Genomic DNA, 10,007 nt, shown 5'->3' with positions numbered 1-10,007 from the left:
CAAACCAAGCAATGACGCTCGTGATCATCCTGACGTAACATCGTCCAGAATAAGCGAAATCCTCAACCATTCCACCCCGGGAATTTTTATGTCGGCATTCTTGCAGTCCGCGATGGCGACAAACTCCCATCCTGCCGTGAAAGGCTCGCCCACACTCAACACGGTCCAAGGTCCTGCCATCGACCAACCGGCGGCGAGTACTCGGCACAGCATTTCACCTGGATGCTCCACCTGGCCCAGCAGAATCGGGAACCGCACATCCTGAAGCTTGGTGTCCTTCCAGTATTCTTTGCTGTTTCCCTCGCCGAGTCCCAGTGGAAACTCACGAACGATCCTTGAAATCAACCGGCTCAGCGCTCGTTCGTTTGAAACCCGAAGAAGAGCTTGAAGCTCGGCTACTCCACGCATTTACGCCCTCCATGGCCGTTCCATGCCTTGACCCGATGAGGGCAGCAGTCTATCCGCAGGCGTACGACTGCTGCCCTCATTGTGAGAATGGTCAGCTCACATGGGTGATGATCCCCTTAAGCGACACATTCAGGTGCCTGAGGGGCTTTCCACTCCCGGGTTTGAGCCACGCGTACTGGGTACGACCGTGCTTGCTCAATTGCACGTCCCACTCGAATGCCTCACCAGCAGTCCGAGACGGACCGCGTTCCCAGACATTCCCAAACTTGTCGATATAACCGCCGCCACTCGTTCGCGGCAGGCCGGAACCGACACTCACGCCACTCGGCGGCACATAACGGACACCGCCTTGCGTCGGCAGCTTGGCCTTCTTGATCAGACCCTTGAGCCCGGTCGTGGTGATGTCCTTGAGCCCTGCTACCGCCACATCCTCTGCGAGCCTCTTCCCGCCACCGGATACGGGAAAGGGCACCATGCTGGCATAAAGACCCACGTTGTAGGCGGGTGGGCAGGTGATCTGGGCGCCGGTCAGGTAGCCGAAGGCTCCGAAGGTCAGACCGTCAAGGAGCCCGATACCAGCGTTACCGAATGCCTCAGCGCCTGCTTTGGTGAGGTTGTCGGAGAGGGCTTTGGCCGACTGGACGGCCGGGGGTTTGGTGGCGGTTTCGCGGTCTTCCTGGGCGCAGTTGTTGTTCCAGCCGAAGTTGCCGGTGAAGAGGTCTTTCATCTGTGTCGTGATGCTGCACATGCCGCTGGGGTCGGTGCGGTTGGTCGGCATGTTCTCGACGTAGGCGTACGGCTGCGTGTAGGGGGTGGTCTCGTCCGGGACGTACGGGTCGCGGCTGGTGAAGCGGCCGGTGTCCGGGTCGTAGTTGCGGGCGCGGAGGTTGATGCTCGTGGCGACCGCGTCGTAGTCGTTCTTGATGGTCTGGTCGGTGTACTCACCGGTGAAACCGAAGTGATTGACTGGTGCGTCCGAGTCACCGATGTTCAGGTTTGTGGGGTTCTCGCCGAAGGGGCCGAAGGTGTACTCGGCCACGGTCCCGCCGGAGGAGTTGGTGATGTCGGTGACGGAACCCACGAGGTCGTGGTGGTGGTAGAAGGTGCCTTTGGGCTGTTTGGTGGACTCGATCTGGCCGAGTTCGTTGTAGGTGTAGTCGGCTGTCGACGTGGTGCCGGGGAAGGTTTCTGCGGCCAGCAGGGGCAGTTCGTTGTTGATGTCCCAGGTGTATGACGTGGTGCTGGTGCCCTTGACGGCGCTGGTGCGGTTGCCGTCGGCGTCGTAGCTGTAGGTGGTCGTCCCTTTCGACTTCAGCCGGTTCTCGGCGTCGTAGGTGAGGGTCTCGACTCCGTTAGCGGTCTGGTTGCCGTCGGTGTCGTAGGTGTAGGTCGTGGTGCCGGCGCCGGTGACTGTCTTGGTGAGTTGGTCCGCGGCGTCGTAGGAGTAATTCGTGGTGCCGCTCGGAGCGGTCCGGGTGAGGCGGTTGCCGACCTTGTCGTACGAGTAGGTGGTGGTGGGTGATCCGGCCGGGCAGGTGTCGGCTTGGGTGGACGAGGAGCAGTCGCTCTTCAGCCTTCCGGCGCTGTCGTAGGCGTAGTACTCGGACTGCGTCGCGGCCGTGCCGGTGTGGTCGACGCGTTGGGGCTGGCCGTCGGGGTTCAGGACGGCGTGCCAGGCGGCCAGCGTCGTGGTGCTGTTGGAAGTCTTGACGTCGGTGAGCCGGAGGCTGCGGTCGTAGGTCCTGGATTCGGTGTACCCGTTGGGCTGGGTGGTGCCGGTCAGCAGGCCCGGGAACGCGTGGCTGTATGTCGTTTTCAGCCCGTTGGTGGTGGCTGTGGCGCGGTCACCGTCGGAGTTGTAGGTGTACTTGGTCTGCTGGCCGTCCGGATAGGTGCGGCTGGTCAGTTGTCCGGCGTCGTCGTAGCCGTAGGCGAACTTCTTGCCGGCTGGCAGGCTTATGCTCGTCAGCCTGTCGTCGGCGTCATAGCCGAAGGTGCGTGTGCCCGTGGCGTCCGTGATCTGGTGGCGGTTGCCGACCGCGTCGTAGCCGATGGATATCGCCGGGGTGGAGTCGCTGTAGCGTGTGCCTGTGAGCCGGTTCAGGGCGTCGAAGGTGCTCGTGACAACCGTGCCGCGGGCGTTGGTCGTCTTGTCGAGGTTGCCGTCGGCGTCGTAGTGGTAGCCGACGGTGCGGTCGAGTGGATCGGTGACCGATGTCAGACGGTGCCCGGGATCGTAGGTGTAGATGGTGGTGTGCTGGTTGTCGTCGGTGCGGGTGTGTACATTGCCGGCCGTGTCGTAGCTGTAACTGGTGGTGCCGTTGTCCGGGGCGGTGACGGTCTTGACGCGTCCGAGGGAGTCATAGGCGTAGACCGTGCGACGACCACGCTCGTCCTGCGAAGCGGTCACCTGGTTGAGGTTGTTGTACTCGCGGATCTGCTGCTTGCCGTAGGGGTCGGTGACGCTGGTCTGGTTGCCCGCGGCGTCATAGTCGAATGTGGTGGTGTAGTCCGACGGCGTGTTGTTGGAGAAGTAGCCGCGCGGATCGGTCTCCGTTTCCAGCAGTCCGTCGTCGTTGTAGGACCACGTGGTCTTGCGTGAGAGATGGGACGCCTGTGAGGTGCGGTTGCCGTCGGCGTCGTAACCGTACGTGGTGACCTTGCCCAGCGGGTTGGTGATCGTCTCAAGGAGATCGGCGCGCGTATAGGTGTACTTGGTGACCTTGTTCAGCGCGTCGGTGACCTGGCTGACGTTGCCGTTCTCGTCGTAGTCCGTCGTCGTGACGTGGTTCAGCGCGTCGGTGACCTTGGTGGGCCGGTTGAAGTCGTCGTACGCAGTGGTGGTCAGCGCTCCGGTGGGATCGACGGTTTCGGTCAGGTTGCCATTGTCGTCATAGCCGTACGTGGTCGTGTACTTGCCCGAATCAGCCCCGTCGACGTTGCCGCGTGGGCTCGTCACAGATTGCAGACGGTTCTCACCGTCGTAGTCGTAGGTGGTGCGGCGGCCGGTTTCGTCCACTGCCGCTTTCTGATTTCCGCGGTCGTCATATTCCAGAGTGGCGAATTTTCCGTCCGGGTCTGTGGTCTTGCTCAGTTGGTTGGCTGCGTTGTACTCGTACGCTGTGACCCGGCCGAGCGCGTCCGTAACGCTCTTGACGTTCCCGTTGTCGTCGTACCCGTAGGTGGTCGTGTGCTGGGCCGGGTCGGTCACCTTCCACAGGCGTCCACGGGCGTCGTAGTCATAGGTAGTGGTGTACTTGTCCGGGTCGGCTCCCTGTACGTTGCCCCGGGGATCCGTCACCGTCTTCACGCGGCCGGCGTCGTCATAGCCATAGGTGGTCGTGTGGCCTTCGGGGCTCGTCTCCGCTTTCACCAGGCCCGCGTCGGTGTAACCGTAATGAGTGACGCCGCCGCCGGGTGCGGTTATGGTTTCGACCTGGCCGCCCGTCGTATAGGTGTAGTCCGTCTCGCCGGCCGGCCCGGTGATGGTCTTTACCCGGTCACTGCTGCCGTCGTAGCTGTATGCCGTGGTGTAGCCGCGGCCGTTCGTGTAGGACTTGAGGCGATCTGCGGAGTCGAAGTCGAAGGCCTGCGTGACACCGTCCGTGACCTGCGTCTTCAGGTTGCCGCGGTCATCGAATGTGCGTGAGGTCTCGTTTGCGTTGCCGTCGTACTCCGAGGTGAGGTTGAGTTTCCCGTCGTAGCCGCGGTCCGTTCCTCCGCCTTCGGGGCGGTAGGTCCGCATCAGAACGCCCGCCTCATAGACGTCCGTCCAAATGCCTTTTGCGGGGTCAGTCATACTGGACGCGCCGGAACCCTCAGGCGCACCGGTGGTGGGAGTCCATGTGAAGCTGTACTTGCCACCCAGGGCGTCAATCTGCTCGCGGATCCGACCGGTTGCCGCGTCGTAGGTGTTCCGGGTGACGGTGTTCCCGTTGGGGTCGATGACCGTGGTGAGGCGTCCGTCTAGGTAGCCGTACTGAATGGCCCCGCCGTCGAGACCGGTCACCGACGTGAGCTGGCCGCCGGTGTAGCCGTATGACACCTTCCTGCCATCAGCCAGCGTGACCGAGTCCAGACGCCCCGTCGCCGTGCCGACATCGAATTTCGCGGTCCGCCCCGCCGCATCGCTGATGGTCGCCAGTCTCCCACCGGAATAGCCCAAGGACAGCCCCCTGTCCGCTCCGTCCACCCACCCCGTCATACGACCGGAGGTGTCGAAGATGCGGCTCGTGTGATCGGAGTTGGTCACCGAGAACCCGTCACTGGTCGCAGCTAGTTCATAACGGACAGGGACAGGGGCCTCGTACGAGCCTTCGCTGTTCTTCGTGAACTTGACAGAAGCCCCGTCCGGTTCGACGAGCGTGACCGAATCCGCAGCCACGGTCAGGTGCGACTCGAAGGGGAGCTTCCACCCCCGCCCCAACAAGCCATCCGTGTCCGTGTCAGCCGACGAGTAGGAACGCGACAACGTCAGCGGCATTCCCTTGCCGGGTACGACCGCGTCAGTCACGGTCTCCGTGACGACACCCGTCGCGGTATTCACCGGATCGGCGATGAGCGTCTGGTAGAAACAGGTGCACCGGCCGGAGAGATCACCGTCGATGCCGGGGGTATGGACGGCAGGTGCCGCAGGGCTGGTGACAGCCGTCGTCCATGCGGTCGGAAGCCAGTACTCCCGGTATGTCAGCTTCTGCTGGTTGGGAACCTTGTACCAGTGATTGGTCATCTTCGTGGCAAAGGAGACCTTGGCGTAGTACGCCGTCCCGTCATTACCGGCCAGCACGCCGTCAGCCAGGGACCAGGTACAGGTCTTTGGAGCACTGCCGCCCAGCCAACTCAGGCAAAGGCTCGAAGTCTCCGCGCTTCGAGAGGTATCCCTGCTGGTCAGTCGTGTGGCCACCAACTTGTTGTCCGATGCCTGGTACAGATCCAGGCGCAGCATCTGCGGTATGGATGTCGTCCAGCCCGTCTCCAGATACCAGGTGGTGCGCCCAGGCCGGTAGTTCGGATACACATGGGGGTTGACCGGCAGGCTGGACGGCAGTGTTGTGACAACGCCGGCAGGATCGAGTTGGGACTCGTCGGCGACAATGTAGGTATCGCCCCACAACGCACCCTCGAAGGCGTCGTCGGCTTCAGTACTCCGAGGTGCCGGTTCGTCTGAAACCCCGAGGCTTTCAGCAGAAACTGCTGCCGGGTTCCCATGCCTTTCCGCCGTCGCCGTTGCCTTCTCGCTTGCCTGCAGCGCTTTGCGTACACGCCCGTCGTTGCGTAACTCCGGGCGTAATGCCGCGAGTTGGTCATCGCGTTGCACCTGCGCCTTACGCTGCTTGGCGGTCATCACCCTGGCAGGTTCCAGAGGAGCCGACGTTCTCTTGGCGATCGGCGTCTGCGCCCCGACATCAACTTCACCAGACCGACTTGGTACAGCACGCAGTGCACCGCTACACACCAGTGCCACCAGTAACGCATTGGTGACGACCAGACGAACTCCCCGCGCACGCTTCCGCACGAGCCCCTCCCTCGGCTGACGACCACGCCCCGACATAAGGCAATCCACCCCACCCGTCAGGGACACAACAAGAGAGGTCATAGCCTCATGTTGGAGCGGCCACACGTGACTATTGTCACGACAAAAACTGCGCAACCTTCACGCCACCCACACGGATGGCCTTCGATTTACGCGACTCAGAACGCGTAAGCGCAGCACCGCCTACTGACGTTGTAGGCATGGTGTCGTCAGGGTGAGGCCGGTGCCGGCAAGGCAACCATCGAGGAGATCGGGCCGGTACTGGACCTGCTGCAGTCCCCGCCGGAGGATGCGCATCAGCCGGGCGGGGTCGGTGATGGCGGTGTTGGCCTGGCAGTGCCTGCGGAGCAGGGCCCAGATGCTCTCGACCGTATTGGCCTGCGGCGCGAACGGAGGCAAGTAGTGGACCACGATCCAGTCCTGAGCGTTGATGAACGCACGTAAGTGGCGGTCGCATTGGAGGTCGGACAGACACCCCGTCCGCCGCCGCTCGCCTCCGAACGGCCCCGCTGGGCCCCCCCGGTGGGGCTGGTCAGGGGTTTTGCCAGGAGGCTGGGTCCGCTGCCAGGTGGTTCACCAGGGGTGGGAGGCGGGATGTGGCGAGGTCGGTCAGGGTGACGCCCTCCAGGATCTTGCGGACGTTCGCGCGCAGCGCGATCCACAGCGGCAGCAGGGGTTCGGCGGTGCCCGTGTAGGTGAGGCTCGACGGGCGTTCTCCGCGTACCGAGACGATCGGGCCGTCCACCGCCCGGATGACGTCCGCGACCGTGATCTCCGCCGGCTGCCTGGCCAGCCGGTACCCGCCGCCACCGCCGCGCCGGCTGGACACGATCCCGGCGCGCCGCAGATCGCCCAGGATGCCCTCAAGGAACTTGTGGGGGATGTCCTGTACAGAGGCGATTTCCTCTGCCTTCACCGGGCCGTTACCCTGCCGTACGGCCAACTCCAGCGCCGCCCGCACCGCGTAGTCCGCCCGTGCCGAGATCCTCATGGGTCCATTGTGGGGCGTACCGCCGGGGAGAATGGCCGGACCGCGCCCCCGTAGGACCGCCCGGGAGGAACCCCTTGGCGCTCAGCAGACGTACCTTCAGTGCCCTCGCGGGCTCCGCCGCGCTCGGCTTCGCCCTGGGCGGCAGCGGCGGCCCGGGGGCGCTCTCGGCGTACGCGGCGCGCAGTGTGCCGACCGGCCCCGCACCGGCCCCGCCGAGCGCGGACCGGCGCCGGCACACGGTCGGCTACGACCGTCACTCCCTGCTCGTGGACGGCAGACGCCTCGTGGTCTGGTCCGGCGAGATGCACCCGTTCCGGCTGCCGAGCCCGTCCCTGTGGCGGGACGTGCTGCAGAAGATGCGGGCGCACGGCCACAACACGGTGAGCGTCCCCGTCGCCTGGAACCACCACTCCCCCGCCCCCGGACGCTACGACTTCAGCGGCGTCCGCGACCTGGACCTGTTCCTGCGCACGGCCGCCGAGACCGGGCTGTACGTCATCCTGCGCCCCGGCCCGTACATCGACGCGGAGGTGGACGGCGGCGGCTTCCCCGGCTGGCTCACGGTCACCGACGGAACGGCGCGGACGGCGGATCCCGTCTATCTGTCGCATGTCGACGCGTGGTTCACGGCGGTGAACCGGATCGCCCGCCGGCACCAGTTCACCGACGGCGGCGGCACGGTCCTGCTGTACCAGATCGAGAACGAGTACGACGCCCGCGCGGACCAGCCGACCGCCCGCGCGTACATGTCCCACCTGTACCGGAAGGTGCGGGCGGACGGCATCGACGTACCGCTGTTCCACAACGACAGGGGCCCGAGCGGCCACTGGGTGGCGGGGTCGTTCGACACCGGCGGGGACAAGGGCGGCTGGCTGTACGGCTTCGACGACTTTGCCGAGCCGTCCGGGACCCCGCAGGACCGGGGGCGGTTCGGCACCGGCGGCAGGGCGGCCCGCGCCGGTGCGAGCCCGCGCACGCCGGGTTTCGTCGCGGGGTTCGGCGACGGCCGGTACGACCCGTGGGGCGGGGCCGCCTTCGACGGCAAGGGGTACGCCGAGGCGCGGCGCACCCGGGACGCGGCCTTCGAACGCCGCTTCCACCTCACGAACGTGGCCAACGGTCTGACCCTGCACAACGTCCGCATGGCGTTCGGCGGCACCTCGTGGGGCTGGCTGCCCGCACCGGTCGTCTACACGTCGTACGACTACGGGGCGGCCATCGACGAGGCCCGCAACGTCACCCCCAAGATCGCCCCGATGCACCAGCTGGGTCATCTCCTGCAACGGGTGCCGGACTTCGCCAGGCTGGACCGGGCGGCGGATGTGACCGCGAAGGGCCTCAAGGTCTACCACCTCACCAATCCGGACACCGGGTCCCATGTGTATGTGGCGCGCAACGACGGCGCCGAGGCGGTCACCACGACGCTGCCGACCGCGGCGGGCGGCGTGGAGGTCACCGTCCCGGCCCGGGACGCCCGGCTGCTGACCACCGGACTCTCCCTCGGCAGACGGACCTTGCGGTACAGCACCGTGCAGCCCATGTTCCGGCTCACCGCCGGCCGCCTGGACATCGCGCTGTTCACCGGGCCGCGCGGCGAGATGGCCCGCCTGGTGCTGGACTGCCCGAGCGAGCCGCTGGTCAACCGCCTGGACCCGGACGGCGCCTGGGTGTACGAGCGGGGCGCCCTGCATGTGTCCGTGCCGCTCGGCGAGGGCGGGCTCACCCGGGTGCTGGTCGAGCACGGCGAGAGCGAGACGCCGCTGCTGCTGCTGTTCGCCGACGAGGCGACCGCGCTGCGGCTGTTTCCGTACGACACCCCGTCCGGGACGGTGCTGGTGTACGGCCCCGCGCTGCTGCGCGAGGCCGTCCTGGACGGCTCCACGGTCCGGCTGACCGGCGACACCGTGCAGGAGACCGGCCTTGAGGTGTGGGGGCCGCGCGGGATCGACGCCGTGGAGTGGAACGGGCGCCCGGTGAGCACGCGCGTCACGCTGTCCGGCAGCCTGACGGCCGAGGCGCTGCTGCCGGGGGTGCCGGAGGTCACGCTGCCCGCGCTGGGCGGCTGGCGCCGGGCGGCGGAGAACCCCGAGTCCGCGCCGGAGTTCGACGACTCGGCGTGGCGGGTGGCCGACAAGCGGACGTCGCACAGCACGACGCCGGTGCCGAAGGGCGGGCCGGTCCTGTTCGCCGACGACTACGGCTTCCACTACGGCGACGTCTGGTACCGGGGGCACCTGACCGGCACGGCCGGCCTGGAGAAGGTGACCCTCGGCTACAGCACCGGCACCCAGGGCATGCTGATGGCCTGGCTGGACGGCGAGCCGCTGGGTGTGCACCGGATGCCGGTGCCGGACGAGAGCACGTCCGGCCGGGGCACCTGGACGGACACGGCGGTGTTCGCGCTGTCGGCGCTGCCCCGCCACCGGCGCGAGCGGCTGCGCCGCGGCCTTGCGGCGCCCGGCGGGCATGTGCTGTCCGTGCTGGTCCGGCGCATGCAGCACGACCGGGACGGCGGAGCCGCGGACACGCACAAGGCGGCACGCGGGCTGACCGGGGCGGGCTTCCAAGGGGCCGCGCCGACGGTGCGGTGGCGCATCCAGGGTGCGCCGGCGCCGGACGCGGCGCGCGGGCCGATGAACAACGGCGGGCTGTACGGGGAGCGGGAGGGCTGGCATCTGCCGGGGTTCGCGGACGGCGGCTGGCGTCCGGTCGAACTGCCGTACCGCGGCCGGGAGCAGGGCGTGGCCTGGTACCGGACCACGTTCCGGCTGACGGTGCCCGGCGGCGTCGACGCCTCGGTCGGTCTTGTCCTGGACGACGACCCGGCCCGCGCCTACCGCGTGCAGGTCTTCCTGAACGGCTGGAATCTGGGCCAGTACATCAACGACGTGGGCCCGCAGCACACCTTCGTGCTGCCGAACGGCATCCTGAACACCCGTGGCACCAACACCCTGGCACTGGCCGTGCTGTCCGACGGCACCACGGAATCGGGACCGGGCGAGGCACGCCTGACCCTCCTGGGCAGCGCGTCCGGCGGCACCCCGGTCACCCAGGTGGCCTCCCCGGGGAGCTGAG

5 protein-coding genes are annotated in these 10,007 nt (G+C 66.6%); 1 reads left to right on the top strand and 4 read right to left on the bottom strand.

Going from position 1 to position 10,007, the window contains the following annotated elements; genetic code table 11:
- Positions 1-24 precede the first annotated feature (24 nt).
- The 4 genes from AC27LF_RS15940 to AC27LF_RS15925 form a co-directional block, all read right to left on the bottom strand.
- A complete protein-coding gene (locus tag AC27LF_RS15940; protein WP_479659008.1) occupies positions 25-408 on the bottom strand; it encodes a hypothetical protein in 384 nt (127 codons plus the stop codon).
- 91 nt (positions 409-499) lie between these two features.
- Positions 500-5,752: a polymorphic toxin type 17 domain-containing protein gene (locus tag AC27LF_RS15935; protein ID WP_479659007.1), complete on the bottom strand. Its 5,253-nt coding sequence runs from the start codon at positions 5,750-5,752 to the stop codon at positions 500-502.
- A 372-nt stretch (positions 5,753-6,124) separates the two neighbouring features.
- On the bottom strand, positions 6,125-6,412 hold the full coding sequence (locus AC27LF_RS15930) for a transposase (protein ID WP_479659014.1): 288 nt from the start codon (positions 6,410-6,412) through the stop codon (positions 6,125-6,127).
- A 61-nt stretch (positions 6,413-6,473) separates the two neighbouring features.
- The gene (locus tag AC27LF_RS15925) at positions 6,474-6,932 is read right to left on the bottom strand and encodes an RrF2 family transcriptional regulator (protein ID WP_479659006.1); all 459 of its coding nucleotides are present in this window, start codon (positions 6,930-6,932) and stop codon (positions 6,474-6,476) included.
- Positions 6,933-7,006: 74 nt separating this feature from the next.
- Here AC27LF_RS15925 and AC27LF_RS15920 point away from each other — a divergent pair, with 74 nt between their 5' ends.
- A complete protein-coding gene (locus AC27LF_RS15920) occupies positions 7,007-10,006 on the top strand; it encodes a glycoside hydrolase family 35 protein (RefSeq protein WP_479659005.1) in 3,000 nt (999 codons plus the stop codon).
- Position 10,007 lies beyond the last annotated feature (1 nt).

This window comes from Streptomyces diversicolor (assembly GCF_057537855.1).
This window is presented reverse-complemented; position numbering and strand designations above follow the sequence as displayed.

Excerpts from the sequence above, each read along its gene's own strand:
- AC27LF_RS15925 (WP_479659006.1), bottom strand. The coding sequence starts at position 6,932 with ATGAGGATCTCGGCACGGGCGGACTACGCGGTGCGGGCGGCGCTGGAG.
- AC27LF_RS15940 (WP_479659008.1), bottom strand. The coding sequence starts at position 408 with ATGCGTGGAGTAGCCGAGCTTCAAGCTCTTCTTCGGGTTTCAAACGAA.
- AC27LF_RS15935 (WP_479659007.1), bottom strand. The coding sequence starts at position 5,752 with ATGACCGCCAAGCAGCGTAAGGCGCAGGTGCAACGCGATGACCAACTC.